Source organism: Shimia marina (assembly GCF_001458175.1).
GTDB classification, from domain to species: domain Bacteria; phylum Pseudomonadota; class Alphaproteobacteria; order Rhodobacterales; family Rhodobacteraceae; genus Shimia; species Shimia marina.
Map to the genome: position 1 here is coordinate 1 of NZ_CYPW01000027.1, position 24970 is coordinate 24970.

At 57.4% G+C, this 24970-nt stretch carries 25 protein-coding genes and 1 tRNA gene; 15 read left to right on the forward strand and 11 right to left on the reverse strand.

All coding sequences use genetic code 11. The features are described 5' to 3' along the window. Positions 1–200: 200 nt before the first annotated feature. Positions 201–275, reverse strand: a tRNA-Gln gene (locus SHM7688_RS12675). Between the two features lie 222 nt (positions 276–497). Here SHM7688_RS12675 and SHM7688_RS12680 point away from each other — a divergent pair. Beyond that, positions 498–1727, forward strand: coding sequence for an acyl-CoA dehydrogenase family protein (locus SHM7688_RS12680; RefSeq protein WP_058240322.1), 1230 nt, complete (start codon positions 498–500; stop codon positions 1725–1727). Positions 1728–1998: 271 nt separating this feature from the next. Here SHM7688_RS12680 and SHM7688_RS12685 read toward each other — a convergent pair whose 3' ends face one another. The 3 genes from SHM7688_RS12685 to carB all read right to left on the reverse strand — a co-directional run bounded on the left by SHM7688_RS12685 (position 1999) and on the right by carB (position 8477). Continuing rightward, on the reverse strand, positions 1999–3498 hold the full coding sequence (locus SHM7688_RS12685; protein ID WP_058240323.1) for an SNIPE associated domain-containing protein: 1500 nt from the start codon (positions 3496–3498) through the stop codon (positions 1999–2001). 228 nt (positions 3499–3726) lie between these two features. After that, complete coding sequence (locus SHM7688_RS12690) at positions 3727–4980, reverse strand: Hsp70 family protein (RefSeq protein ID WP_058240324.1); 1254 nt, start codon at positions 4978–4980, stop codon at positions 3727–3729. Between the two features lie 143 nt (positions 4981–5123). After that, on the reverse strand, positions 5124–8477 hold the full coding sequence (carB, locus tag SHM7688_RS12695) for a carbamoyl-phosphate synthase large subunit (RefSeq protein ID WP_058240325.1): 3354 nt from the start codon (positions 8475–8477) through the stop codon (positions 5124–5126). A 191-nt stretch (positions 8478–8668) separates the two neighbouring features. Between carB and SHM7688_RS12700 the strand changes: the two genes are divergently transcribed. The 6 genes from SHM7688_RS12700 to SHM7688_RS12725 all read left to right on the forward strand — a co-directional run bounded on the left by SHM7688_RS12700 (position 8669) and on the right by SHM7688_RS12725 (position 16042). Further along, positions 8669–9796: an aminodeoxychorismate synthase component I gene (locus SHM7688_RS12700; RefSeq protein ID WP_058240326.1), complete on the forward strand. Its 1128-nt coding sequence runs from the start codon at positions 8669–8671 to the stop codon at positions 9794–9796. Further along, positions 9751–10410 (forward strand): aminotransferase class IV family protein, encoded by a 660-nt coding sequence (locus SHM7688_RS12705; RefSeq protein ID WP_058240327.1) that lies wholly within the window; start codon positions 9751–9753, stop codon positions 10408–10410. The genes SHM7688_RS12700 and SHM7688_RS12705 overlap by 46 nt, the downstream gene beginning before the upstream one ends. A 105-nt stretch (positions 10411–10515) precedes the next feature. Further along, positions 10516–12372 carry an aspartate--tRNA ligase gene (gene aspS, locus SHM7688_RS12710; protein WP_058240917.1) on the forward strand — a complete coding sequence of 619 codons (1857 nt, stop codon included), beginning with the start codon at positions 10516–10518 and terminating at the stop codon, positions 12370–12372. Between the two features lie 215 nt (positions 12373–12587). Next, complete coding sequence (locus SHM7688_RS12715) at positions 12588–13991, forward strand: DUF1800 domain-containing protein (RefSeq protein ID WP_058240328.1); 1404 nt, start codon at positions 12588–12590, stop codon at positions 13989–13991. A 14-nt stretch (positions 13992–14005) separates the two neighbouring features. After that, positions 14006–15259, forward strand: a complete 1254-nt coding sequence (locus tag SHM7688_RS12720) for a DUF1501 domain-containing protein (protein WP_058240329.1) — start codon at positions 14006–14008, stop codon at positions 15257–15259. A 66-nt stretch (positions 15260–15325) separates the two neighbouring features. After that, a complete protein-coding gene (locus SHM7688_RS12725; RefSeq protein WP_058240330.1) occupies positions 15326–16042 on the forward strand; it encodes a GNAT family N-acetyltransferase in 717 nt (238 codons plus the stop codon). A gap of 81 nt (positions 16043–16123) precedes the next feature. Here SHM7688_RS12725 and SHM7688_RS12730 read toward each other — a convergent pair whose 3' ends face one another. Further along, on the reverse strand, positions 16124–16837 hold the full coding sequence (locus tag SHM7688_RS12730; RefSeq protein ID WP_058240331.1) for a response regulator: 714 nt from the start codon (positions 16835–16837) through the stop codon (positions 16124–16126). A 174-nt stretch (positions 16838–17011) separates the two neighbouring features. On the opposite strand from SHM7688_RS12730, the gene mce reads away from it, so the two are divergent. Next, positions 17012–17416, forward strand: coding sequence for a methylmalonyl-CoA epimerase (mce, locus tag SHM7688_RS12735; RefSeq protein WP_058240332.1), 405 nt, complete (start codon positions 17012–17014; stop codon positions 17414–17416). 67 nt (positions 17417–17483) lie between these two features. Further along, positions 17484–17789 carry a DUF1467 family protein gene (locus SHM7688_RS12740; protein WP_058240333.1) on the forward strand — a complete coding sequence of 102 codons (306 nt, stop codon included), beginning with the start codon at positions 17484–17486 and terminating at the stop codon, positions 17787–17789. Here SHM7688_RS12740 and SHM7688_RS12745 read toward each other — a convergent pair. Genes SHM7688_RS12745 through SHM7688_RS12755 form a run of 3 tightly spaced genes read right to left on the reverse strand, consistent with a single transcriptional unit; the run spans position 17734 to position 20191 of the window. After that, positions 17734–18456 carry an EI24 domain-containing protein gene (locus tag SHM7688_RS12745; protein WP_058240334.1) on the reverse strand — a complete coding sequence of 241 codons (723 nt, stop codon included), beginning with the start codon at positions 18454–18456 and terminating at the stop codon, positions 17734–17736. The two genes, SHM7688_RS12740 and SHM7688_RS12745, sit on opposite strands and share 56 nt — an antisense overlap. Then, positions 18441–19019, reverse strand: a complete 579-nt coding sequence (locus tag SHM7688_RS12750; protein ID WP_058240335.1) for a nitroreductase family protein — start codon at positions 19017–19019, stop codon at positions 18441–18443. Before SHM7688_RS12750 ends, SHM7688_RS12745 begins: the two co-directional genes overlap by 16 nt. A gap of 50 nt (positions 19020–19069) precedes the next feature. Next, positions 19070–20191: a histone deacetylase-like amidohydrolase gene (locus SHM7688_RS12755; RefSeq protein ID WP_058240336.1), complete on the reverse strand. Its 1122-nt coding sequence runs from the start codon at positions 20189–20191 to the stop codon at positions 19070–19072. Positions 20192–20277: 86 nt separating this feature from the next. Between SHM7688_RS12755 and SHM7688_RS12760 the strand changes: the two genes are divergently transcribed. Continuing rightward, on the forward strand, positions 20278–20535 hold the full coding sequence (locus SHM7688_RS12760) for a DUF167 domain-containing protein (RefSeq protein WP_058240337.1): 258 nt from the start codon (positions 20278–20280) through the stop codon (positions 20533–20535). A 9-nt stretch (positions 20536–20544) separates the two neighbouring features. On the opposite strand, the gene SHM7688_RS12765 is transcribed toward SHM7688_RS12760, so the two are convergent. Beyond that, on the reverse strand, positions 20545–20784 hold the full coding sequence (locus SHM7688_RS12765) for a DUF8831 family protein (RefSeq protein ID WP_058240338.1): 240 nt from the start codon (positions 20782–20784) through the stop codon (positions 20545–20547). Positions 20785–20908: 124 nt separating this feature from the next. On the opposite strand from SHM7688_RS12765, the gene SHM7688_RS12770 reads away from it, so the two are divergent. The 5 genes from SHM7688_RS12770 (at position 20909) to SHM7688_RS20070 (ending at position 23129) form a co-directional block, all read left to right on the forward strand. Continuing rightward, positions 20909–21646, forward strand: coding sequence for a M48 family metalloprotease (locus SHM7688_RS12770; RefSeq protein WP_058240339.1), 738 nt, complete (start codon positions 20909–20911; stop codon positions 21644–21646). Positions 21647–21650: 4 nt separating this feature from the next. After that, positions 21651–22004: a YigZ family protein gene (locus tag SHM7688_RS12775; RefSeq protein ID WP_058240340.1), complete on the forward strand. Its 354-nt coding sequence runs from the start codon at positions 21651–21653 to the stop codon at positions 22002–22004. A gap of 256 nt (positions 22005–22260) precedes the next feature. Next, positions 22261–22530: a DUF6455 family protein gene (locus SHM7688_RS12780; protein WP_058240341.1), complete on the forward strand. Its 270-nt coding sequence runs from the start codon at positions 22261–22263 to the stop codon at positions 22528–22530. Between the two features lie 45 nt (positions 22531–22575). Next, the gene (locus SHM7688_RS12785; protein ID WP_058240342.1) at positions 22576–22860 is read left to right on the forward strand and encodes a DUF6455 family protein; all 285 of its coding nucleotides are present in this window, start codon (positions 22576–22578) and stop codon (positions 22858–22860) included. Continuing rightward, the gene (locus tag SHM7688_RS20070; protein WP_058240343.1) at positions 22860–23129 is read left to right on the forward strand and encodes a DUF6455 family protein; all 270 of its coding nucleotides are present in this window, start codon (positions 22860–22862) and stop codon (positions 23127–23129) included. Before SHM7688_RS12785 ends, SHM7688_RS20070 begins: the two co-directional genes overlap by 1 nt. Here SHM7688_RS20070 and SHM7688_RS12795 read toward each other — a convergent pair. Continuing rightward, positions 23123–23509 (reverse strand): thiol-disulfide oxidoreductase DCC family protein, encoded by a 387-nt coding sequence (locus tag SHM7688_RS12795; protein WP_058240344.1) that lies wholly within the window; start codon positions 23507–23509, stop codon positions 23123–23125. The two genes, SHM7688_RS20070 and SHM7688_RS12795, sit on opposite strands and share 7 nt — an antisense overlap. 56 nt (positions 23510–23565) lie before the next feature. Next, positions 23566–24963 (reverse strand): 30S ribosomal protein S12 methylthiotransferase RimO, encoded by a 1398-nt coding sequence (gene rimO, locus SHM7688_RS12800; protein ID WP_058240918.1) that lies wholly within the window; start codon positions 24961–24963, stop codon positions 23566–23568. Positions 24964–24970: the final 7 nt, after the last annotated feature.

Here is a 24970-nt window from a genome sequence, read left to right on the forward strand (position 1 = left end):
CTTTGGGTTTGGGAGGATGATCATGCAAGGTGGGGAAGCTTCCGGGCTTCTCCGCATCTCTTCCCTGCGCCATCATTACTTATCCCTATCGCTGTCCTTGCTGACTATACTCAGACGGAGCCGAAAGCGGGGGCATTTTTAGGGGCACTTTTGACGCTAGCAAAGCCGCTGAGGCCAATAAACACTGATGTCTGGATTGATGGCTGGGGTGGTAGGATTCGAACCTACGGTGCGCGGTACCAAAAACCGGTGCCTTACCACTTGGCTACACCCCAACTGTGGGGCGGTGTTTACTCAGAGGGGGCGGGAGGCGCAAGACCTGAAATGCATTTTTGGGCGAAAAAAATTGTAGTAAATTGCAGAAAATTTTGCGGAGCTTTTTAACGTCTCGCGAACCCCTGATTTTTAAGACCCTGCGTCATTTCCTGGGTCAGATCGTGGACAATGGTGGAGGGGACACGACATGTTGGGGCGAGGATTTTGAGAGGAGAAGAGCGATGTTCCTGGGAATGCGGCCGGAAAATGAGGCGCTCTTGGCGCAAGTCAAGGAGATGATCCGCGAAGAGGTGATGCCTCTGGAAGACGCCTATCACGCGGAGATCGGCAAAGGGGATCGCTGGGCCTATACAGAGCGGCAGGCAGAGATCCTGGAAGGGCTCAAAGCCGAGGCCAAAGATCGCGGTTTGTGGAACTTCTGGCTGACGGATTCTGACAAAGGCTTCGGGCTCTCTACGGTGGAATATGCATTCTTTGCGGAAGAGATGGGCAAGACCCCTCTGGGCGCGGAGGTGTTCAACTGTTCTGCGCCGGACACTGGCAATATGGAGGTGTTTGAGCGCTACGGCACAGAGGTGATGAAGGCGCAGTGGCTCGCGCCTTTGCTCAAGGGTGAGATCCGCTCTGCCTATCTGATGACCGAGCCGGATGTGGCCAGCTCAGACGCCACCAATGTCTCCATGTCCTGTGTACGGGATGGCGATGACTACGTGCTAAATGGCGAAAAATACTGGGCTTCTGGGGCGGGGGATCCGCGCTGCAAAGTCTATATCGTCATGGTGAAAACCGGGGATGACTCGCTTCCGGTGCACAAGCGGCAATCCATGATCGTGGTGCCAGCGGGCACCGAGGGTATCGAGGTTTTGCGCCCGATGATGGTCTATGGTCAGGATGATGCGCCCCATGGGCATATGCACATCAAATTCACCAATGTGCGCGTCCCTGCAGAGAATATCCTGCTGGGAGAGGGCCGGGGCTTTGAGATCGCACAGGGGCGGCTTGGGCCGGGGCGCATTCACCATTGCATGCGCGCGATTGGTCAGGCGGAGATTGCGCTTGAGCACATGTGCAGGCGGGCGCTGGATCGCGAAGCCTTCGGCAAAAAACTCGCGCATTTGGGGGCAAACTATGATATCATTGCTCAGTGCCGGATGGAGATTGAGCAGGCGCGTCTGCTGTGTCTGAAGACCGCATGGATGATGGATCAGGGCGATGCCCGCGCCGCCGCCCCATGGATCAGTCAGATCAAAGTGGTGGCGCCGAATGTGGCGTTGAAAGTGATTGATGAAGCGGTGCAGATGTTTGGCGGCACCGGTGTGTCGCAGGACACGCCCTTGGCAACAGCATGGACGCATATGCGTACGTTGCGTTTGGCAGATGGCCCTGACGCGGTGCATCGCCGTCAGGTGGCGCGCACAGAGCTGCGGAAATATACGCAGGAAAAGGTCTGAAAATTCACGTCGGTATCGCGTCTGTATTCCGTCTGTAACGCGGCGGTGCGATTTTCAGGGCCGCGACTCGGTGAGTCGCGGCCCATTTCTGTTGCATTGAGGACGGGCGCAACAGCGTGCGCTGGCGGAGCGGTTGGTTAAGTTTGAGCTGCATCATGGACTGAGCTGTAGCTGGAGAAAAATTTGGTAATTGTGTCTTCCTGCCTCACAAGACATTGATGCTGTGACTTCCCGACACTGCCCGCACCGAAGGTTCGGACAGGTTATGAGGTTAAATTTCGGTAGGTAGTTCTCTTGCGTCATTTTCTGCGAGCTGTTTGGCAAGTTCCTTTCGCTTTGCCAAAGTTTCATAAAACTCTTGAGCTTCAATATTAGTGTGAAACTCAGCATTAGGGGCCAAACGCTGAACAGCTTCTTTGACCTCCGATAGCGTTACTCGAAAGAACTCTTTGCGCATATTCGCAGCATTAATCCTTTGTTCGGCAAACTCACTGTGCAACGCAGCCTCAAGCGCAGGGGCTTCTTCGGAATAAATCATGGCATGAGTGTCAAACAAAAACGGCACGGATGCATCGCCCAGCTCGCGCACTCGGTCCGACGGGTCTAACCGTCTTGTAAGACCAATCTTTATAACATTTTCCCCAAATGAGCCGATATTCGAAATAACATAGACGAACCCGCTCTTGGTCTTTTCCGCCATGGCTTGTGCCCGTTCAGTTTTTGCATGTGCTTCGATCAAAAGTTGTTCCAACTCTTCGACTTTAGCTTGATGGGCTGCTGATGTGACAACGCCTAGTTCAGCCCGCGCTTTTTCTAAGAGTTGTTGGTAACGCTCTTCTTCTTTCTGTGCTGCCTTAGTTTCTTGAAGTAGGCGTTTTTCTTCTCTCTGTAGTCGGGAGACCTCTGCGCGTTCATCGCGTTCAATTTTCAATTGCTCTCTGTATTCGTGAGTAAGACGAAGTTCCCTTAATTTGGCTTGTAAGTAGTTATTCGAAATAATGACGTTGTTAGATGCATTTAGTTTGTCTATTGCATCACGTGCGCGAATTATCCGCTTCTCCATTGCTTGCACGTTGTTCCAGCGTGTATTTGCAATGGCGGCCTCGCATTCATTGTTAAAAGCCCGCAAGGTAATGCGAACAGCGCGATTTATCATTGTCTCGCCTTTCTTCACACTGCCATCCACGGTCCACACTTTGGTACCAAAAACCGCCGTTTTTCTCTTAACCATGTCTTTTTGGCTATCGCGGACCCCTTTAATCGCGTTCTTGAATGCCTCGCTATCCCCAAAGTCAAAATGAGGTTCGTAGACACCCAATTCAGCCAATGCCAACCTTTCATCGAATATGGCGAGTTCGCTTTTCAAGCGATCGTATGTGGATCGTTTTTGTTTATAATCTTCACGCAGCTTCCGAATATTTTCTTGTTCTGCAAGAGCTTCGCCATTGAGTGTTAATACCCTAGACTTGGCTTCATCAACTTGGCTTTGGCCAAGAGCGTTGAGCCTTTCTACTTCAGCCTCTAGGTCAATTATGGAAGCGTATCGCTCCAAAGCTCTGCTGTGCTCGGTTTGAACCGCATGAGCTTTTCGTTCTGCCTCAGCCTGTACTTCGGCTAATCGTGTCTCTAAGTCTTCTTTTATTTTGGCAATATCTTGCTCTGCTTTGTGGGTTATCTCTCGTTTTTTCTGCTTGGCGCGGCGTAATCGAAAATAGAAGAGCGAGGAGAGTAGCGCTAGCGTCAAAATCAATATGGCAAATGCAATGGGCATAAAAATCTGTATGTTTTCCATTGTCACATAGAAGCATGCATGCATGCGGTGATGCAATCGTAGATGGTTTATGAGAGCCTTCGTGCTCTTATAGTGCTCGCAATTGACCTTTTAGTTGAGCGTTTGATGAGAAATGCCACACGCAGGAACAGAGAGACAGGCGCTTCGCTGCCAAAGCTTTGCTTTGGCATTGGCAGAGAGGCCTAAAAAGCGGGCTGAGAAAAGGGGCTAAATGTGTGATTCCGCAGCAATCGCGAGACCATCGGCCACGGCTGTAAAGACCTCGGCCACTTTGTGATCTGCGCTCGGAAAGAGGGCTTTGGCGGTGTCTTGCACCACCGACAGGAGGCTTGAGCCCCCGACATAGATCACCTGTGTGATGTCTTCGGGCGCGGTTTGGGTTTCGGTGAGGATGCCTTGCATCGCGCTGTGCAGCTTCTGCGCGTGATCCGCAAGGATCAGGGGCAGGGCCTCGGGGGGCAGGGGGGCCTGTAGGCCCGGCTCAATGAGGGTGAGGCCGATTTGGGGATCGGTTTTTTGTAGACTGGCGGCGACTTTGCCTGCCTCAACGGCAAAGGCGATGTCATGGCCCAGCTCATCGCGCAGAGTGGTGACCAGACGTGCGATCAGATCCGGCGCTTCGGCCTGACGGTGCATGTCTTCGACGGCGCGCCGGGTTTGCGCGGTGTAGAGGAAGGGGATTTTCTCCCAAGTGGCCAGATCATTGAAGATGGCATTGGGCGCGGTGTGCGTGCCTTTGCCCAATTGGTTGCGCAGCTCTGTGCCGCGCCCAAAGAGCGGCATGACGCGGTCAATGCTGATGGCGCGGTCAAAGTCGGTGCCGCCGATGCGCACGCCGTGGTTTGCCAGCGTGGTGATGCCGCTGTCGTGGCTGCGAAACAGGGTGAAGTCGGAGGTGCCGCCGCCGATATCCACAATCAGGCCCAGTGCGCCGGGCTGATTGAGCGCACCATTGGCGATGGCGGCGGCTTCGGGTTCGGCCATGAAGGCAACCTCGGAAAACCCTGCGGCCAGATAGCAGGCGCGCAGATCCTCTTCGGCCTGTTGTTCACGCGGATCATTGGCACCGTGAAACACCACCGGGCGGCCGGAGAGGGCGCGGCTGAAGGTCTGGCCGGTCTGAGCTTCGGCCTGTTGTTTGATGTGGCGCAGGAAGCGGGCGATGATGTCGACAAAGGTGACACGGGTGTTCAGGATCTGGCGCTTTTCATGCATGAGCGTGGTGCCCAAGACGCGTTTGAGTGCGCGCATGAAGCGGCCCTCGGCCCCATCCAGAAGCGCCTGATTGGCTGGGGTGCCCAGTAGGGTGGCGCGGGTGTCAAAATCAAAGAAGAAGGTGGTGGGCAGGGTGGTTTCGCCGGACGCAAAGCGGATGAGGTGAGGTTTGCCATCCACCGCAACGCCGGCGGCGGAGTTGGAGGTGCCAAAGTCGATGCCCAAAGTGTGGGATTTGGTGCTCATGGTCTGCTCTCCGCGCCTTAAGGAAAAGCGCGGGTTTTAGGGAGGGGGCTGGGGCCTGTCAAGGCACAGAAAAAGGGCAGCCGGTGGGCTGCCCTTTGGGAGACTGTTTATGTTCGGCGCTACGCCCGTTCGTGAGACGCGGCTCACCCTTGCAGGCTGCGCACTTCCAGATCGCCTTCTTCACGCGCTTTCATGGCGCGGGCTGCGGCGTGGGAGGCGGCCGCAGTGGTGTAGTAGGGGATCTTGTCAAACAGCGCGACGGAGCGGATTTCGCGGCTGTCGTTGACCGCCTGTGCGCCCTCGGTGGTGTTCATCACCAGAGAGATGTCGCCATCTTTGAGGTGATCCACGATGTTTGGACGGCCCTCATAGACTTTGTTGACCTTGGTGCAGTCCACGCCTTTTTCGGTCAGCCAAGATGCTGTGCCGGAGGTTGCGACCACGGTGAAGCCCATGCCGATCAGGATGTTGGCGGCATCCACCATCATGTCTGTCTTGTCTTCGTCTTTGACGGAGATGAAGGCCTTGCCGGAGGTTGGCAGCTCCATGCCTGCGCCCATCTGTGCCTTGAGGAAGGCGCGGGCAAAGCTGCGATCCCAGCCCATGACTTCACCGGTGGAGCGCATTTCTGGCCCCAGGATGGTGTCCACACCCGGGAAGCGGGCGAAAGGCAGAACGGCCTCTTTCACGGAGAACCATGGCATGTTGGGGTCTGCCAGTGTCATCTGATCGGCAATCGGTTGATCTTTGGTGGCGTCCAGTTCCACGTAGGGCGCGCGTTTGGGGAAGTCTGCCAGTTTCTCACCGGCCATGACACGTGCGGCGATGGAGGCAATCGCGCTGTCGGTGGATTTGGCCACAAACGGCACGGTGCGGGAGGCGCGTGGGTTTACCTCGATGAGGTAGATGTCCCCGTCTTTCACGGCGAACTGCACATTCATCAGGCCAACGACGTTTAGGGCCAGCGCAAGGGCGCGGGTCTGACGCTCGATTTCCGCGATGGTCTCTTTGTCCAGCGAGTAGGGCGGCAGAGAGCAGGCGGAGTCGCCAGAGTGCACGCCGGCTTCTTCGATGTGCTGCATGATGCCAGAGATGTGTACGTCGGTGCCGTCACAAAGCGCATCCACATCGAGTTCGGTGGCACCAGACAGGTAGCTGTCCAGCAGCACCGGGCTGTCGCCAGAGACCACAACGGCTTCAGCGATGTAGCGCTCCAACTGGCCCATGTCGCGCACGATTTCCATCGCACGGCCACCCAGCACGTAGGAGGGGCGGATCACCAGCGGGAAGCCGATGGTTTCTGCGATTTTCAGCGCTTCTGCATCGGTGGAGGCGATGCCGTTATTTGGCTGTTTCAGCTCCAGCTTGTTGACCAGCGCCTGGAACCGCTCGCGGTCTTCGGCAAGGTCGATGGCGTCTGGCGTGGTGCCGAGGATCGGGATGCCTTCTTCCTCAAGCGCATTGGCCAGTTTCAGCGGAGTTTGGCCGCCAAACTGAACGATCACACCATGCAGCGTGCCGTTTTCCTGCTCCACACGCAGGATTTCCATCACGTGCTCAAAGGTGAGCGGCTCAAAATACAGACGGTCAGAGGTGTCATAGTCGGTGGACACGGTCTCCGGGTTGCAGTTGATCATGATGGTTTCATAGCCCTGCTCGGTCAGCGCGTAGCACGCATGACAGCAGCAGTAGTCAAACTCGATGCCCTGACCGATGCGGTTTGGACCACCGCCAAGGATCACAACCTTCTTACGCTCAGACGGGCGCGCCTCGCATTCCACTTCGCCCATCATTGGGGTTTCGTAGGTGGAGTACATGTAAGGGGTTTGCGCCTCAAACTCGGCGGCGCAGGTGTCGATGCGTTTGAACACGGCGGTCACGCCGAGGTTCTGACGGGCGCGGCGCACGTTGTCTTCGTCGCGACCGGACAGTGCGGCAAGGCGGGCATCGGTGAAGCCCAGCATTTTGAGCGCGCGCAGCTCTTTTTCGGTAACCGGCAGGCCATTTTTGCGCACATCTGCTTCGGCTTCGACGATCTCGCGGATGCGGTCAAGGAACCAAGGGTCAAACATGGTGACGCCGTGGATTTCCTCATTGGTGAGGCCGTGGCGCATCGCCTGTGCAATGGTGCGCAGGCGGTCAGGGGTTTGCAGGCTGATCGCTTTGATCACGGCGGCTTTGTCGTCCGCTTCTTCCCATGGGCCAACATTGAGGCCGGGAATGGTGACCTCGTCAAAGCCGGTCAGGCCACTTTCCATGGAGGCCAGCGCCTTTTGCATGGATTCGTGAATGGTGCGGCCAATGGACATGGCTTCGCCCACGGATTTCATCGCCGTGGTCAGGTAAGGCTCAGAGCCCGGGAATTTCTCAAAGGCGAATTTCGGGATCTTGGTGACAACATAGTCGATGGTTGGCTCAAAGGACGCAGGCGTCACTTTGGTGATGTCGTTGTCCAGCTCATCGAGCGTGTAGCCGATAGCCAGTTTGGCCGCGATTTTTGCAATCGGGAAACCGGTGGCTTTGGACGCCAGCGCAGAGGAGCGTGACACGCGTGGGTTCATTTCGATCACAACCATACGGCCATCGGCGGGGTTTACGGCCCATTGCACGTTGGAGCCGCCGGTTTCCACACCGATCTCACGCAGAACGTTGATCGAGTGGTTGCGCATGATCTGATATTCTTTGTCCGTCAGGGTGAGCGCAGGGGCCACGGTGATGGAGTCGCCGGTATGCACGCCCATTGGATCGACGTTTTCGATGGCGCAGACGATGATGGCGTTGTCCGCTTTGTCGCGCACCACTTCCATCTCGTATTCTTTCCAGCCCAGCAGGCTTTCGTCCACGAGGATCTGGTTCACCGGGGAGGCATCCATGCCGGTGCGGCAGAAATGGATGTAGTCTTCTTTGTTGTACGCCACACCGCCGCCTGTGCCGCCCAATGTGAAGGCGGGGCGGATGATGGCAGGCAGGCCGATGTCATCCAGGGCCTCTAGCGCCTGCGCGATGCCTGCGTCCAGATCAGCAGAGCCGTCTTCTTTCTTGGGCGCGGTCACGATGGTGGCGCGTGGGTTTTCGATGTCAAGACGGTCCATGGCTTCGCGGAAGAGTTTGCGGTCTTCGGCCATTTCGATTGCGTCACGTTTGGCGCCGATCATTTCCACGCCGAATTTATCCAGAACGCCCATCTCTTCCAGCGCCAGCGAGGTGTTCAGACCGGTCTGACCACCCATGGTGGGCAGCAGCGCATCGGGGCGTTCTTTTTCGATGATCTTGGCGACGGTTTCTGGCGTGATTGGCTCGATGTAGGTCGCGTCGGCGAGGCCCGGGTCGGTCATGATGGTCGCCGGGTTGGAGTTCACCAGGATGACGCGGTAGCCTTCCTCGCGCAGGGCTTTACAGGCCTGTGCACCGGAATAGTCAAATTCACAGGCTTGGCCGATCACAATGGGGCCAGCCCCGATGATCATGATCGAGGAGATGTCGGTTCTTTTGGGCATGGTGGACCTCGGGCTTGAATGGCGACGGGCAGCAGTCGCCGAATGCGCAAATTGTCGTGGGTTATACGCATCGGGGAACAAGGCGCAAGGGGGATCGGGAAAATGTATTGATCTGTCGGTTTTGACCCCTGTTATCTGCTAAGATGCGACGTATATGGGCGGGAGAACGAAACGCCGATCAGGAGAGCCGGGTGCAGATTCGCTTTGATAGGGGACCGAATGGGGATGCGGCGCTGTTTTCAGCGCCAGAGCATGTGATTTCGGTGACGGACCCAAAAGAGGTGCCGCTGGCCTTTGATGTGCTGTCACAGGCGCAGGAGGCGGGCTTTTGGCTTGCGGGCTATGCCAGTTATGAGCTGGGCTATGTGCTGGAGCCGCGTCTGCGGCGGATGTTGCCCAAATCCCGGCGATTGCCGCTGATGCAGTTTGGGGTTTTCAAGGCACCGCAAGCCGCAGCTGCACTGCCTGCGCCGGAGGGATTTGAACTTGAAGCGTTTGAGCCGCGCTGGAGCGGCGCCACCTATCGGAGCGCTTTTGACCGTGTGCATGACTATATCGGCGCAGGGGATATCTATCAGGCCAACCTGACCTTTCCGATGGATGCGCAGATCGAAGGCGATCCGGAAGCGCTCTATGCGGCGCTGGTGGCGCGCCAGCCGGTGGGGCATGGGGCGCTGGTGCAGCAAGAGGGGTTGCCGACGCTGCTGTCGCGGTCGCCTGAGCTGTTTTTCCGCACGGATGCGCAGGGGCGCATTGAAACGCGCCCGATGAAGGGCACGCAGCCGCGCAGCGAGGATGCGGTGGAAGATGCGCGGCGGCGGGATTGGCTGGTCAACGATGAGAAGAACCGGGCCGAAAACCTGATGATTGTGGATCTTTTGCGCAATGATATCAGTCGCGTTGCGCAGCCGGGCTCTGTGCATGTGCCCAAGCTGTTTGAGATCGAAAGCTATGCGACCGTGCATCAGATGACCTCCACGGTGGCGGCGCAGCTCAAGGATGGCGTCACGCTGAGCGATATCTTGCAGGCGCTGTTTCCCTGTGGGTCCATCACCGGGGCGCCCAAGCTGCGCGCGATGCAGATCCTGCGCGATCTGGAGCCCTGGCCGCGTGACATCTACTGTGGCACCATTGGCTGGGCCGCACCGGATGGGCGCAGCGATTTCAATGTGGCGATCCGCACCCTGATGGTGGAGGCCGGGCGGGCTGTGTTGAATGTGGGCGGCGGTGTTGTCTGGGACAGCACGGCACCAAGTGAATATGAGGAAGCCCTATGGAAAGCCCGCTTTGCCAGAGCGTTCCAGCCGGAACCCGTCTGATTGAGACCTTTCGCTATGAGCCGGGGGAGGCGGTGGCACGTCTGACGCTGCATCTGGCGCGGCTTGAAAAATCAGCCAAAGCGCTGGGTTTTGTGTTTTCAGAAGCCGCTGTGATGCGCGCTGTGGCTGCATTGCGGAGCGAGACCCCGTTGCGCTGTCGTTTGACGCTTGAAGCGGCGGGGGACGTGGAAATCACCACTGCGGAAATGCCTGTCGCAGCCCCAAAGCCCTGGGTGTGCCGGATCTCGGATGTGCGGCTGTCGTCGCATGATATGTTTTTGCAGCATAAGACCACGCGGCGTGCGATCTATGATGAAGCGCGTGCCGATTTGCCAGAGGGTGTTCAGGAGTGGCTGTTTCTGAATGAGCACGGCGAATTGTGTGAGGGCACGATCACCAATGTGGTTTTGACCATGCCGGATGGGCGGCGGCTCACGCCAGCGGTGGCGTCTGGCTGTTTGCCGGGGGTCTATCGTCAAAGCCTGCTCAATGCGGGGGTGGTGCGCGAGGCTGTGCTGACGGTGGCGGATTTGGTGGCGGCGGAGCGTGTGCATCTGACAAACGCGCTGCGCGGAGAGATTTTGGCTGTGCTTGAGGAAGCGCCCTTGCGCTGACGTGGCGCTTTTTGCGGTCAGGCGTGCGCAGTTCTCTTGACTTTGGCCGCCCAAAAAGGTGTATCGGCGCGACCAATGTTTTTCACCCTGAAAGAGGGGCCGCACATGCACGCCTATCGCAGCCATACCTGCGCCGACCTGAACAAATCCAACGTGGGCGACACCGTCCGCCTGTCTGGCTGGGTGCACCGCATCCGCGATCACGGCGGCATTCTGTTTGTCGACCTGCGCGACCATTTTGGCATCACGCAGGTGCTGTGTGATCCGGACAGCCCGGTTTTCTCCGAAATGGAGAAGGTGCGCAGCGAGTGGTGTATCCGCATTGATGGCAACGTCAAAGCGCGTGACGCGGATCTGATCAACGACAAGATCCCGACCGGCGAAATTGAAGTGTTCGTGCGGGATCTGGAAATCCTCGGCGCAGCAGATGAGCTGCCGCTGATGGTGTTTGGCGATCAGGAATACCCCGAAGAAACCCGTCTGAAGTACCGTTTCCTTGATCTGCGTCGTCAGCAGATGCAGGAGAATATGGTGCTGCGCTCTGATGTTGTGTCCTCCATGCGCAAGCGCATGTGGGACAAGGGCTTCCGCGAGTATCAGACGCCGATCATCACGGCATCGAGCCCAGAAGGTGCGCGCGACTTCCTCGTGCCGTCGCGCATTCACCCCGGCAAATTCTATGCGCTGCCACAGGCCCCTCAGCAGTTCAAACAGCTGATGATGGTTGCGGGCTTTGACAAATACTTCCAGATCGCGCCGTGCTTCCGTGACGAAGATCCGCGCGCTGACCGTTCCCCGACCGATTTCTACCAGCTCGACATGGAGATGTCTTTTGTAGAGCAGCAGGACGTCTTTGACACCATCGCGCCTGTGTTGGCGGGTGTGTTTGAAGAGTTCGGCGGTGGCCGCAAGGTAGACGCACCAGAGAGCTGGCCGCAGATCCCTTATGCGGAAGCGGCGCTGAAATATGGTTCTGACAAGCCTGACCTGCGCAACCCGATTGAGATGCAGGTTGTGAGCGAGCACTTCGCAGGCTCCGGCTTTGCGATCTTTGCCAAACTGCTGGAGCAGGAAGGCACCGAAGTGCGCGCCATTCCGGCACCAACTGGGGGTGGCCGCAAGTTCTGTGACCGCATGAATAAATTTGCCCAAGGCGAAGGCCTGCCGGGCATGGGCTACATCTTCTGGCGCGACAAAACCGCAGACAGCGTGGCGCAGGAACTGGGTATTTCGGTGAAAGAGGCACAGGCCAAGCTGAAGTCCGGCGAAGTGGAAGGTGGCATGGAAGCCGCTGGCCCGCTGGCCAAGAACATCGGCCCTGAGCGCACTGAGGCGATCCGCCAGCAGCTGGGTCTGGGCGTGGGTGATGCGGCCTTCTTCCTTGGCGGTAAACCCAAAGCCTTTGAAAAGATCGCAGGGCGTGCGCGTGATGTGATTGGCAAAGAGCTGGGTCTGATCGACGAGAACCGCTTTGCTTTTGCTTGGATCGTGGACTTCCCGATCTATGAAGCAGATGAAGAAAGCGGCAAGATCGACTTTGAACACAATCCCTTCTCCATGCCGCAGGGCGGTCTTGAGGCATTGAACGGCGATCCGCTGGCTGTGAAAGGCTATCAGTACGATCTGGCGTGTAACGGCTATGAACTGGTTTCTGGTGCGATCCGGAACCACCAGCCTGAGATCATGCTGAAAGCATTTGAGATTGCTGGTTATGGCGAAGAGGAAGTGAAAGAGCGCTTTGGCGCGCTTTACAAAGCCTTCTCCTATGGTGCACCGCCCCACGGTGGCTGTGCGGCTGGTGTGGACCGCATCGTGATGCTGCTGGCCGATCAGCAGAACATCCGCGAAGTGATGATGTTCCCGATGAACCAGCGCGCTGAAGACCTGATGATGAACGCACCTAATGATCCTTCCAGCGATCAGCTGATGGAGCTGGGGCTGCGGGTGATCCCGCAGGAGTAACTGGCAGCGCCGCGTGAATTTAAGGGCCGCTTTCGCGAGAAAGTGGCCCTTTTTCTGTGCAATTTTCGCCGAAGGCTGGCAGGTTGTTGCCTGTCCGAAAGTATTTGGGCCTGTGTGAGCGCACAGGTTACAATGCGCATTATATGCTGAAGCAGGCGTCTCATTTCAGCGGCGCGTCCGTCGGCTGCCGTCTGTTTTTTGTGAAGGTTTGAACCATGAGCTTTGATCGCGGGTTGGCACAAACACGGTTTGGCTATGGCCGGTCGCCTGAGGTGGCGGGGCCTGAGACTGTCGCGCAGATGATGGCTCAGCTGCGTGGGCCGGATGTGGCGGCGGAGCAGTTTGCAATCCCGAAAGATGACGTGTTTTACGAGCGGATTTCAGAACTGTTTGCGCATCGGCAGGCCGTGCGGCAGGCGCAAAAAGGCAGTGACGATCGGGAAAAGCGCGATGTGTTGTTTCAGAAAAATCGCAAGCGGGCGCATGGCCAAATTCTGGGTTTCATGATGACAGAGCTGCAGCGTCGCGTCTGGACACAGGATGCGTTGCGGGAGCGGTTGGTGGCGTTTTGGGCAGATCATTTTTCTGCGCCGGGCAAGAATATTTATTACCGCTATCTCGCAGTGTCGCATGTGGAACATGCCATTCGCCCACATGTGACAGGCCGATTTGAGGATCTGTTGATTGCGGCTGTTACCCATCCGCAGATGTTGGTGTACCTGAATCAGGACGTGTCTATTGGGCCCAACAGCCGTACGGCGCGATACCGGAAAGGCAAACGCCCTGCAGGTCTGAATGAAAATCTGGCGCGTGAAATTCTTGAGTTGCACAGTCTGGGCGTCACAGGGGATTACACGCAGGCGGATGTACGGCAACTGGCCGAATTGCTGACCGGACTCACAACGGGCGTGGGCAAGCCTGCACGTTTCTTGGACAAGCGTGCAGAGCCGGGCGCGGAAGAGGTGCTGGGCAAGACATATGGCGGGAGACGTGCGGGGTTAGATGACATTCATGCGGTGCTGCGCGATTTGGCGCGCCATCCCGACACGGCTGGGTATATTGCTTGGAAACTTGCCCGTCATTTTGTCAGTGACGTGCCAGATGCGGAGCTGATCGCCAGTCTGCAGCGACGCTATCTGGAGACGGATGGGGATCTTGCCGAGGTGACGCAGGCTTTGCTGGAACATCCCGCAGCCTGGGCTCCGCTGAAAGACGGGCAGGGGAATTTTAAGCGGCCTGAGCTGTTTGTGTCTTCGGCCTTGCGGGCTTTGGCGGTGCCTGAGGCGCGGATGAAGGCGGCCAAGCCGGCAGAGATTATGCGGCTGGTCATGCATCCGCTGAGATTTATGGGGCAGCCGTGGCGCACGCCTTTGGGGCCGGACGGCTTTGAGGAGGCAGATGCCTATTGGCTTTCGGCACAGGGACTTGGCGCGCGGCTGCAATGGGCGCTGGCAGCGCCTGCGGCGGTGATGACGCGGTTGCCTGATCCGCGCGACTTTGTGCAAACAGCGCTCGGGCCAGAGGCTCCAGCTGCGGTGCGTTTCGCGGCCAAGGCGGCAGAAAACCGGCAGGAAGGCGTGGCGCTCGTTTTGATGTCGCCAGCGTTTCAGCGGATTTGAGGGGAGAGTGAAACATGAATGATACGGTGTTTAATCGGCGCAGTTTCCTCTCCTCCGGTCTTCTGGCGGGATGCTCGATCGCCGCAAGCCCTTTGGTGACGCCGGTGAGTTTTGCCGCCACGCGGGGAGAGAACCGGCTGGTGGTGATCATTCTGCGCGGGGGGATGGACGGGTTGGATTTCTTGCGGCCTCCGAATTCGGAGATGATGACGCGGCTGCGCCCAACCTTGTCGCAGGCTGCGCCGTCAGAGATGATGCTGGCGGAAGGGTTTACGCTACATCCCGGCTGTGCGCCGCTCTATGAGCTGTGGCAGGCAGGGGAGCTGGACATTGTGCAGGCGGTTTCAACACCCTATCGGCATAAGCGCAGCCATTTTGACGGTCAGGACCTTCTGGAAGCGGGAACGGCGACTTTGGGCGGCGCGGGGGAGAGCGATGGCTGGCTCAATCGCATGTTGCAGCATATGCCCGGTGGTGAAATGGTCACCGCCTATGCGATCGGGGCAGATCCTATGTTGTTGAGCCGCGGGGCAGCGGAGGTGGAAAGCTGGTCACCGGATGTGAATTTTGTTCTGTCCAGTCAGGGCGCGCGGCTGATGCAGTTGACCATGGAGCGTGATCCGGAAATGGCACGTAGTCTGGCGCAGGCCTTTGCGCTGGCCTCTGATGCACCTGGCGGTGGCGTCATTGAGGTTGATGATTCAGAGGTGATGGGCGATTTCGACGAGATGATGGCCGCTCAGATGACAGCCAAGGGAAAGAGTGCAGGGAGTGCACATCAACGGGTGGCCTCCTTTGCGGCGGCGCAGTTGCGAGAAGAGGCGCGGGTGGCCTGTTTTTCACTTGGCGGGTTTGACACCCATGCGCGGCAGGCCAAGACGCTGCAACGGCCTCTGGAGCGGCTGAGTGATAGTCTTTTGACGTTGAAAAGCGAACTGGGTGCGGAGGTCTGGGGCAAGACCACGGTTCTGGCGATGACGGAATTCGGGCGCACGGTGGCGGAGAATGGCTCCAAGGGCACGGATCACGGCACCGGTGGCAGTATGATTCTGGCCGGGGGCGCGTTGCGGGGTGGGCGGTTGCTTGGGCAATGGCCGGGCTTGGCAGAGGAAGATCTGTTTGAGCGTCGCGATCTGATGCCCACGGATGATGTGCGCCGCTATGCAGGCTGGGCGATCCGGGAGAGTTTTGGTCTGAGCCGACAGGCTTTGGAAACGGCGGTGTTTCCGGGGATGTCCCTTGGGGACAGCCCGGCGCTATTGTCATGAAATGAAAAGGGTCTTGGCGCAGGCTGGGGGCTGTGTCACTACTTCGACAAACGAAGGAATGACCCTATGAAAGAGCCAAGGCCGCTGGGCTTTGCTGTCCCGAATTGGCAAGCGCCCCCTCGACCGTCGGGAGATATCCTAGATGGCCGGTATGTGCGGTTGGAACCGCTCAATGCAGAGGCGCATGCCGCTTTGTTGTTTCGAGCCTATCAGGATGCGGATTGGGTATGGGACTACATGCCTTATGGGCCGTTTCATTCCGCGGCGCAGTACCATCGCTGGGTGCGCGAGACCGTCGCAAACCCTGATCATTTCTTTTACGTGATCTTTGACAAAACCAAAGGTCGCTTTGCAGGGGTGGCCTCGTTTCTCCGGATTGCGCCTGAGGCGGGCTCGATCGAGGTGGGCAATATCAACTTTGCGCCGGTGCTGCAGGGCACGCCTGCGGCCACGGAGGCCATGTTTCTGATGATGCAATGGGCTTTTGAGGCGGGATATCGACGTTATGAATGGAAATGTGATGCGCTCAATGCCCCGTCGCGTCGGGCGGCGCAGCGTCTTGGTTTCAGCTATGAGGGCGTGTTTCGTCAGGCACTGGTCTACAAAGGGCGCAATCGGGATACGGCGTGGTTTGCCGTGATTGACAAAGACTGGCCGGCTTTGAGGAGCGCTTTTGATGTCTGGCTGTCGCCCGGCAACTTTGATGATGCGGGGCAGCAGCGGGAGCGGCTGAGTGATATGACCCAGCTTGTTCGGGTTGCCAGCGATCCCAAGCAGGGATGAAAGACACGGGATTTCTTAAAGTGTGATCAAGGCCCGCAGGTGGTGAGGGCCTGTTGATGTTCTTGGTTGCGACGCTGCGGATCAGACTGCTGCGGTGGCGTCCAGCCGATCCTGAATGAGCGTCTGGAGATGCGCCACGTCTGGCTGCGCCTGCTGACCGGCTTTGCGCGCTGTTTCGACCGCCTGTGCGGCTTGCAGGAGGGGCGTGTCGTTTGCGCTGCGGGCGAGGCCCCCGAGGAACTGTGCCACATAGTCTACGAGATCTGTATCGTCGGCCTTAAGCGTGTCTGCAGCATGCAGGAGGTCATCGCGCAGGGCCACAGGATCAGGCTGAACGGCTTCATTGTCAGCCACACGTGCAATTGTGGGCCGATAGGCATCCGTCAGGCGCGACAGGATCGCTTGTTGAAAGGCGGAAAGGCTGCCGTAAGGTTTGGCAATGAAGCCGTCCGCACCAGCCGCCAGAGCGCTGTCTTCGGCAAAATCATCGCCGGAGGTGCCGATGATCAATTCCACCCTTGGTGTGGCTTCGGCCAGCTCTGCAATCAGCTCTGCGCCAGAGCCATCCGGCAGGCCCATGTCGACAATCGCGACGGTGGGCAAATAGGTTTTCAAATGTTTGCGTGCGGAGGTCAGACAGTCTGCGCGTCTGATCCGGGCACCTGAGCGGACGCACATCAGGCGCAGCGCATCAGATGAAAAACGGCTGTCTTCGACCACAAGAACCGTCATGCCAAGCAGCGGGCGCGCGGCGGAGGGGGTGGTCAGCGATGAGAAAGGCGAGTGGTCGTTCATGTCTGAGATCCTCGGGAAGCGAAAAACTGATACCGAAACGTGCGCATAGGCTAGTCGGAGGTTGCCTAACGAAGGGTTAAGGGCAGACGCGACGCCCTGTCGCTTGCACAGGGGCGTTGCAGCTTTCATAAGGGCAGGCGAGCGGGACTACAGCGACCTTCGGAGGAGAATGAGATGATTGGACGATTGAACCACGTGGCCATTGCCGTGCCAGATCTGGAAGCCGCAAGCGCCCAGTATCGCGATGCGCTTGGCGCGAAGGTTGGCCCACCGCAGGATGAGCCGGATCACGGTGTGACCGTTGTCTTCATCGAGCTGCCAAACACCAAGATTGAGTTGCTTTACCCATTGGGAGAAGACAGCCCGATCAATGGGTTCCTTGAGAAGAACCCCTCAGGTGGCATTCACCACGTGTGTTATGAAGTGGATGACATTCTGGCGGCGCGTGACCATCTGAAAGCCACAGGCGCACGGGTTCTGGGCAGTGGGGAGCCAAAAATCGGCGCCCATGGCAAGCCCGTGCTTTTCCTCCACCCAAAAGACTTCAACGGATGTCTTGTGGAGCTTGAGCAGGTCTGAGATCTGCGAAGCTGTGTAACAGCTTCAGCGGGCGGCGACGCCCGTTGTCATTTTTTAGGAGCGCGCCATGACCATCACTTCTGCCCTCGTTTTATATGCGGTTCTCTGGTTCATGACTTTTCTCATCGTCATTCCGATTCGTCTTGAGACGCAAGGAGATCTGGGAGAGGTTGTGCCCGGCACGCATGCGGGCGCGCCGGAAAATCACCATCTGAAAACCAAAGCCAAAATCACCACGCTTGCGGCGGCGGTGATGTGGGTTGGCCTTTATTTCATCATCACATCCGGTGTGATTTCCATTCGCGACTTTGACTGGTTCAATCGGATGGGTGATGCCCCTGCGACGGCTCCAGTTGATGGTACAGATGGGTAAAGGTGGCCGCGCCCAGAATTGGGATCACCAAGTTCAGCAACGGGACTGACAGCGGCATGGCCATCAAGGTGCCAGCCAGCCAGATGGTGCCCATGTGTTTCTTGCGCAGCTTTTTGGCTTCGGCACGCCCGACACGGCGCATGGCGACCAGTTGGAAATATTCGCGCCCCAGCAGAAAGCCATTCAAGCCCCAGAAGATGAAAAGCGCGAAGGGCGTGAAGATCACATAGAGCAAGAGCGCAAAGATATTGGCCGCGATCAGCACGCCAAGAAAATTGACCGAGTCTTTTAAACCTTCGGAAAATCCGACGCTTGGCACGTCAGATAGATGCGGATAATGGCGATCTTCTACTGCGTCGGCCACCTCATCCAGAAACATTGATGTGATGGCAGAGGCGACGGGCACCATCAGAAAGATGGATAGAAAGATCATCAGCAGCATTGAGGCGAAGGTGAAGACATCTCCAACCCAAGAAATGTTGCCCACCAGCTCTTGTACTGTCTGGCCTGCGCCAATCCAGTTCAGAAACATCAAGAAAATTGTGTAAACGGCGATCAATAAAACAAAAGTCAGGCCAATACCCTTGAACAAGACCCGCCGGAAACGCGGGTCTCCGACTTGAGACAGTGTTTTGCCGAAAGAGGTGATTGCTAGGCTGAGAGCCATGTCACTTTGGACTCCATATTAGGGCGTGGGCGTTCTGGCGGCGTGGCTTTTTCTGTGCCGATGTGAATGAAACCCGCAACACGCTCACGCGGGCTGAGATCCAGGCCGGTTTCGACAAAGCTGCGGTCGTGGCTTGCCCAGCCGGAAAGCCAATTCGCGCCCCATCCGGCGGCCAGTGCGGCGTTCAGGAGTTGCAGGCAGACGCAGGCGGCAGAATAGCTTTGCTCAATGTCAGGAATTTTCTCGCTGAGCACTGGTGCCTCGATCACGGCGACGACCAACTCAGCATTGGCAAACTGATCCTGTGCCTTGCTGATCTGCTCAGGTTCCAGACCCAAGTCTTCTCCACGCTTTGCGGCCAAAGCGCCAAGCCGGATCAAGGCTGGTTTTTCCAGAACGATCAGACGCCATGGTTCCAGCTTGCCATGATCGGGGCTGCGCAGAGCGGCCTGTAGCAAAGGAGCCAGCTCCTCACGTGTGGGGGCAGGTGTGGTTAGTGTCTTTGCTGGGCGTGAGCGGCGGCTCAGCAGAAAGTCCAGCGCAGCAGTGTTGGCTTGAGGCATGTGATCTTCCCTCAGAGGTTGTTTCGTATGTGGCGTGGCGCGGGTGGGTTTCAACCGGGCGGGCTGGCAAAAGTTTTGGCCATCTCATCGACCAATGTGGCAAAAAATGCTTCGACGCGGGCATTTGGCTGGCGTTTGGCGAGGGCGGCGGCCATTGGGTCTTCGGCGCGGATATCGGAGCTTGCGAGCTCCTCAATGACCGCATGGCCACAAAATGGCACGTAGGCTTCAGAATAGCCGCCCTCGTGTACCAAAACCAGCTTTCCGTCACAGAGGTTCTCAGCGGCGCGCATGATCTGTTTGGTCATTTGGCGGAAAGTGTCGGCGGAGGCGAGCATGCGGGAGAGCGGATCAAAGGCGCTTGCATCAAAGCCACAGGCGACAATGATCATGTCCGGCTGATAGGCTTTTAGAGCTGGCAGCACGATCTGTTCCATGGCGTAGAGATATGTGTTGTGTCCTGCACCGGGGGGCAGGGGAATGTTGATATTGGCCCCAAGGCCGGCATCGCGCCCTCGATCTGTGATGTCGCCGCTATCCAGAGGATAATTGTGCTCCTGATGCATGGAGATGGTCAGCACGTCGTCGCGGTCATAAAATATCGCTTCCGTGCCGTTGCCATGGTGCACATCCCAATCCAGCACCACCACTTTTTGTAGCAGTCCCTGTGCTTTGGCCTCTTCGATGGCGATTGCGATGTTGGCCAAGAGGCAGAACCCATTCGGCCAGTCCGGAAGGCAATGATGCCCTGGGGGGCGGGAGAGGGCGTAGGCGTTTTGCAGATCACCCGTAGCGACGGCGCGCACGGCTTCGGTGGCCAGCCCTGCGGAAAGCGCGGCGATTTCATAGCCGCCTTTGCCAAAAGGTGTGCGCAGGCCGATTTCACCGCCGCCCGCGTCGGAGACGGATTTGAATTTTTCCAGAAAATCAGAAGGGTGCACTCTAGCCAGCATCGCATCGGTTGCCGCAGGGGCAGAGCGTAGGTGCAGTTCGGCGCTTAACCCTGTGACATCCATCAGGTTTTTAAGGCGTCGCTTGGTTTCAGGGCTCTCGGGCAGGCCGCCAGCGGCGAGAGGCTGCACCAAATCGCCAACGGGCAATGTCAGCGCGTAGTTGCCACCGCTGTGCCAGAAGCATTTCTCATCAAAAAAGAAGCCGGTGCCTTGCGCCATTATTTCTCTCTCCCACTGTGCTGCGAGGGCTACCCTATGCGTTGAGATTGTGGAATGTAAATCGCCGTTACAGGAGGGATAGGCACATGGGTGCTGAAATCGAGCCGCCTATGGCTGTTGGGGCAGAAATCGCTGTACGTGTTACACCGAAGGCGTCGCGCAACCGGATCATGCAGGACGGCGATGTCCTGCGAGTCTATGTCACGACCGTTCCTGAAAATGGAAAGGCCAATGTGGCTGTGCAAAAGCTGTTGGCCAAGCATCTGGGTCTTGCAAAATCGCGGCTCACCCTGATCCGCGGAGCGACATCCCGCGACAAGGTGTTTCGCATTGACGGACCGTGAAGTTGTGGGTCAGCTTGGCTCTCTTTTGAGCATGTAAACCCCCTCGGGCAGATCCAAGGCCGCGGCAAGATCCTGCACCTGCGTGTTGGACAGGGTGATTTTCTGCATTCGGTCTGTGCGGGCGTCATATTGTTCGATTGTGACGCAGTCTTCGAACATGTGGATCACCACATCTTCGCCCAAGGGAGCCGTTCCCTCGTCAACGAGTGTCACAACGGTGGAGTCAAATTCGTGCTCGATGCTGAACATAAGCTCAGCCTAACGCATGGGGGCAAAGGTGCAAGCTTTTCCCACTGGCGTCTTTTGGGCAGGGGGCCTAAATTCAACCGAAACGTCACTGTTTTGCGCAGCGACGGTGCGACAGGAGGGTTTCATGGTCCATTCAAACCGCAATCGAGCGATTGGCGCTTTGGTTTTTGCTGGGCTGGTGTTGCAAGCCTGTGTTTCGACCACAACATCTCCGTCTCCTCAGCCGGGCCCACAGGCTGCGCCACAGCCGAAGGTTGAAAAAATCAGCTACAGTCAGGCGGTGTCGCGTCTGGCGCCGATCAAGGCGCGGATGGAGCCTATTGTGGAGCGCGAATGCAAAGCACGCACAACCAGTGGCACCAATTGTGACTATCTGATTTCGGTGGACAAAGAAGAGACCAAGATCGCCAATGCCTATCAAACATTGGATAAAAACGGTCGCCCGTTGATCATTTTCACCGCGCCCCTGATCGCCGAAACACGTAACGCGCATGAATTGGCCTTTGTCATGGGGCATGAAGCGGCACATCACATTGGTGGCCATATTGCGCGCCAGCAGACCAACGCCAGCTTCGGTGCGCTGGCGGGAGGCTTGCTGATTGCGGCGGCGGGGGGCGATGCGAGCTCTGTGCAGGCTGCGATGGATCTTGGTGCCACAGTTGGTGCGCGCTCCTATTCCAAGCAACATGAGTTGGAAGCGGACAGTTTGGGCACGGTTTTGACCCATAAATCCGGTTATGACCCGCTTATCGGCGTGAATTTCTTTGAGCGCACGCCGGATCCAGGCAACCAGTTTTTGGGCACACACCCGCCCAACAGCGCGCGGATCAGTGTTGTGAGACAAACGGCTGCGGGGCTTTAGGCAGGTGTTGCAACTGACCAATGTGGTGACAGACCGCGGCAGCAAATACGCGGTGTCCGGTGGGGCTGTTACAGATCGCAAGGCTGTGGATAAGTTCCTCAAGGAGCTTAAGCGCAATAAGAAATTTGCCAAAGCGACCCACAACACCTGGGCAGCTTTGCTGAGCGATGGCACCCCTTTGAAGGGGGATGACGGTGAAAGCGGTGCGGGACTTGTGATCTTGCGCATGCTGGAGCGTGAAGAGCTGAGCGATCATATCGTTGTTGTGACGCGCTGGTATGGTGGCGTGAAGCTTGGCGGAGACCGGTTTCGTCGGGTTCAGGACTGTGTGCGTGCTTATTTTGATACCCTGAAATAAAGTCATTATTTCAATCGGTTGGACGGGTTTTTGTATCGATTAATTCTGTGTAAATTTTCGATTCCTATCAATGGATTGGGGTGTATTGAGTCGATTTATGTTCCGGTTTTCAACGACTTAAGCGCTCCAGTGGATCGATTGAAAATCCCTTAAAACATGAGGTGTGGAAAGCGCGGTCCTCGTCTGTTGATGCAAGTCAAGGGCGGCGCCTGCGCGCTTTGATAGGCTTGGGTCATCGTGATCGGGAGAGATCGGCATGACCACGCCTGTACCGCAGAGAGAAAAGATGCGCCGCCACACGGCGCTGTTTGATGATATGGCGCATCGTGTGGGTGTAGATCTTCAAGACAGTGCCATATCCGGTGCGCTTACAATGGATGAGATTTCTCATGCAGTTGCGCGCTGTTGTGGATGTGATGCCCCGCAGCACTGCGCCGGGCTTTTACGTCGAGAGGTGCCGATGGAGCGCCCCCCGAACTACTGCCGCAACGGTGATTTATTGATGCGGCTCAAAGGTGACACGTAAAGGCTGTGGCACAAGTCGTTGATTTTATGAGTGGAAAGCGTATTTATGAAACCTCTTGGAGATCGGAATAAACACTTCTGGCTGGCGCAGCGCATGGCGAAGCTGACGCAGACGGATCTTGTGGCTGCTATGGAGAGGTCTGAGCTGTCGCAGGCGGATTGGGCCGCCATGGTGGAGCAGTGTCGCAGCTGTGCCTGGGGAGAAGGTTGCCAAAAATGGCTGGGCCGCCATGCGCTTGAGGGACCCGAACACGAAGACATCGCGCCGAGCGCCTGTGTGAACCGGACGCGATTTGACAGATTAAAAAAAGCGCTGGAGGCGCATGGATAATGGGAACGGTTGTGCCGTTGGGCGACCCGCAGGTGCATTTCTGGCTTACGAGAAGCGTGGCGCGCGCTGTCGGGGTCTCACTGAGCGAAGCGATGGCCGAGAATACACTGAGCGCGCAGGGCTATGCGGAAATGATCACGCGGTGTCGCACCTGCCCATTTGTGGACCAGTGTCAGCATTGGTTGGGAACTCCCTCTGCGCGTCAAGAGGGGGCTCCAGAGTTCTGTATGCACAAGTCGCTGTTTGACGGTTTGCGCAATTCTCACTGAGAGAGTGTTTTATCTGCTTTGCGCTGTCTTCTGAGGTGAAAGACGTAAAGCGTTGGGGCGAGAAGATAATCATAGATCAGAATGGCCCCATGCCGAATGCCCGGCACGCTCACAAGGCGCGCGAGCCAGCGGTATCTTGGCATCTCCTGCCATAGGACAATGAAGGCAGGAATGCCATCATAAAGCGTGCCATCCTGCACCACATGCAGGCGCTTTGCCGCTATGTCTGCATCAAGGCCCCATGTTGAGAGGGCTTCTGTGTTCAGGTCATCAAAGCCAAGTGTGATGCCGTTGTCTTCGCTGTAACTGCGATAGTGGCAGATTTCGGCATTACAGACAGGGCAGTCTGCGTTGTAAAGAATGCGTGTTTCCTGAGGCATTGCGCCGTCTCCTTGAGAGTGACGGCGCAGCTTTGGCGCAAGTGGTTATTGCGCCTTCAAAGACGCCGTCCCCAAAGATCGTAGTCACCGGCTTCATCAACTTCAACGGACACAATGTCGCCCACCTTGAGCCCATCGGTGTTTTCATCGATGAACAGGTTGCCATCAATTTCCGGTGCGTCTGCTTTGGTGCGACATGTGGCGATGCCGTCCGCGTCAATGTCATCAACGAGCACCTCCATGGTCTGGCCGACTTTTGCCGCAAGTTTGGCCTCAGAGATCGCCTGAGCTTTCTCCATAAAGCGTTCCCAGCGCTCCTGTTTGACCTCAGCAGGCACATGATCGGGCAGATCATTGGAGCGCGCACCATCGACATTTTCGTATTGGAAGCAGCCCACACGATCGAGTTGGGCTTCGTCCATCCAATCCAGAAGATGCTGGAACTCTTCTTCGGTTTCACCGGGGTAGCCGACGATGAAGGTGGAGCGCAGGGTGATGTCCTGGCAGATGTCGCGCCATGCGGCGATTTCTGTCAGCGTTTTGGACGTATGGGCAGGACGCGCCATGCGTTTGAGCGTATCGGGGTGGCTGTGTTGGAACGGGATATCCAAATAGGGCAGGATCAGACCGTCCGCCATCAGTGGGATCAGCTCGCGCACATGCGGGTAGGGGTAGACGTAGTGCAGGCGCACCCAGGCGTTAAACTGGCCCAGCTCGCGGGCCAGCTCGGTGATGTGGCTGCGCACCTCACGATCTTTCCATGGGTGCGTGGAGTATTTGCGATCCAGCCCATAGGCAGAGGTGTCCTGAGATATCACCAAGAGTTCGCGCACGCCATTGTCCACCAGCTTTTCCGCTTCGCGCAGGATCGCATGAACTGGGCGCGAGGCCAGTTTGCCGCGCATGTCCGGAATGATGCAGAATTTGCATTTGTGATTACAGCCTTCAGAGATCTTCAGATAGCTGTAGTGGCGCGGTGTCAGGGAAACATTCTTGGCGGGCAGCAGATCGATGAAAGGATCAGGGCTGGGAGGCACGGCGCCATGTACGGCGTCCAGCACCTGCTCATATTGATGCGGGCCGGTCACGGCGAGGACTTTGGGGTGTGTACCGGTGATGTATTCAGGCTCCGCGCCCAGACATCCCGTGACAATCACCTTCCCGTTTTCCTGAATGGCTTCGCCAATCGCCTCAAGGCTTTCTGCCTTTGCGCTGTCCAGAAATCCACAGGTGTTCACGATCACCGCATCGGCCCCGGAATAGTCGGGGGAAATGCCATAGCCCTCTGCACGCAGGCGCGTGAGGATACGCTCGCTGTCCACCAAGGCTTTGGGACAGCCGAGGGACACCATGCCGATGGTCGGCTGGCCGGGGCGAAGATCGCTGGCGCGGGCATCCTGATGAATGCGGGCATTTGCCAAGTCGGGGCGGAGTTCTGGCGGATTGCTGGACATGGCGCCC

Coding starts and splice junctions, on each gene's coding strand:
- SHM7688_RS12680 (WP_058240322.1), top strand. CDS start 498: ATGTTCCTGGGAATGCGGCCGGAAAATGAGGCGCTCTTGGCGCAAGTC.
- SHM7688_RS12685 (WP_058240323.1), bottom strand. CDS start 3,498: ATGCCCATTGCATTTGCCATATTGATTTTGACGCTAGCGCTACTCTCC.
- SHM7688_RS12690 (WP_058240324.1), bottom strand. CDS start 4,980: ATGAGCACCAAATCCCACACTTTGGGCATCGACTTTGGCACCTCCAAC.
- carB (WP_058240325.1), bottom strand. CDS start 8,477: ATGCCCAAAAGAACCGACATCTCCTCGATCATGATCATCGGGGCTGGC.
- SHM7688_RS12705 (WP_058240327.1), top strand. CDS start 9,751: ATGGAAAGCCCGCTTTGCCAGAGCGTTCCAGCCGGAACCCGTCTGATT.
- aspS (WP_058240917.1), top strand. CDS start 10,516: ATGCACGCCTATCGCAGCCATACCTGCGCCGACCTGAACAAATCCAAC.
- SHM7688_RS12715 (WP_058240328.1), top strand. CDS start 12,588: ATGAGCTTTGATCGCGGGTTGGCACAAACACGGTTTGGCTATGGCCGG.
- SHM7688_RS12720 (WP_058240329.1), top strand. CDS start 14,006: ATGAATGATACGGTGTTTAATCGGCGCAGTTTCCTCTCCTCCGGTCTT.
- SHM7688_RS12725 (WP_058240330.1), top strand. CDS start 15,326: ATGAAAGAGCCAAGGCCGCTGGGCTTTGCTGTCCCGAATTGGCAAGCG.
- SHM7688_RS12730 (WP_058240331.1), bottom strand. CDS start 16,837: ATGAACGACCACTCGCCTTTCTCATCGCTGACCACCCCCTCCGCCGCG.
- mce (WP_058240332.1), top strand. CDS start 17,012: ATGATTGGACGATTGAACCACGTGGCCATTGCCGTGCCAGATCTGGAA.
- SHM7688_RS12740 (WP_058240333.1), top strand. CDS start 17,484: ATGACCATCACTTCTGCCCTCGTTTTATATGCGGTTCTCTGGTTCATG.
- SHM7688_RS12745 (WP_058240334.1), bottom strand. CDS start 18,456: ATGGCTCTCAGCCTAGCAATCACCTCTTTCGGCAAAACACTGTCTCAA.
- SHM7688_RS12750 (WP_058240335.1), bottom strand. CDS start 19,019: ATGCCTCAAGCCAACACTGCTGCGCTGGACTTTCTGCTGAGCCGCCGC.
- SHM7688_RS12755 (WP_058240336.1), bottom strand. CDS start 20,191: ATGGCGCAAGGCACCGGCTTCTTTTTTGATGAGAAATGCTTCTGGCAC.
- SHM7688_RS12760 (WP_058240337.1), top strand. CDS start 20,278: ATGGGTGCTGAAATCGAGCCGCCTATGGCTGTTGGGGCAGAAATCGCT.
- SHM7688_RS12765 (WP_058240338.1), bottom strand. CDS start 20,784: ATGTTCAGCATCGAGCACGAATTTGACTCCACCGTTGTGACACTCGTT.
- SHM7688_RS12770 (WP_058240339.1), top strand. CDS start 20,909: ATGGTCCATTCAAACCGCAATCGAGCGATTGGCGCTTTGGTTTTTGCT.
- SHM7688_RS12780 (WP_058240341.1), top strand. CDS start 22,261: ATGACCACGCCTGTACCGCAGAGAGAAAAGATGCGCCGCCACACGGCG.
- SHM7688_RS12785 (WP_058240342.1), top strand. CDS start 22,576: ATGAAACCTCTTGGAGATCGGAATAAACACTTCTGGCTGGCGCAGCGC.
- SHM7688_RS20070 (WP_058240343.1), top strand. CDS start 22,860: ATGGGAACGGTTGTGCCGTTGGGCGACCCGCAGGTGCATTTCTGGCTT.
- SHM7688_RS12795 (WP_058240344.1), bottom strand. CDS start 23,509: ATGCCTCAGGAAACACGCATTCTTTACAACGCAGACTGCCCTGTCTGT.
- rimO (WP_058240918.1), bottom strand. CDS start 24,963: ATGTCCAGCAATCCGCCAGAACTCCGCCCCGACTTGGCAAATGCCCGC.